The following is a 244-nucleotide window of genomic DNA, read 5'->3' as shown; positions in this document are numbered from 1 at the left end:
CCAACTAATATATATTTGGTAAATAAAGACAATACAGCTTACTATACTGAAAGTTTTGCATCAATACCTAAAGAACAAACTCAAAAGCCTGATCTACATGTAATTAGTAATGCTACTGATGTAACTATTCACTTTAATGGTGATGGTACAAAGTGGGTACCATATATTTGGGGAAAGAAACCAAATAGTAGTGGTACTCAATACAAATGGGATGGTAAGGATGCCTATGGTTACTATGCTAATA

Annotated in this window: 1 protein-coding gene; it reads left to right on the top strand. The window is 32.8% G+C overall.

What is annotated here, in order from left to right; translation table 11 throughout:
* Nucleotides 1–244 (top strand): hypothetical protein (locus FC37_RS10410; RefSeq protein ID WP_162255101.1); only part of this gene is annotated, 244 nt, incomplete at both ends.

The organism is Lactobacillus gallinarum DSM 10532 = JCM 2011 (genome assembly GCF_001434975.1).
GTDB lineage: Bacteria > Bacillota > Bacilli > Lactobacillales > Lactobacillaceae > Lactobacillus > Lactobacillus gallinarum.
Note: the sequence above shows the minus strand (reverse complement) of the source record. Positions and strands in the feature narration are given on the sequence as shown.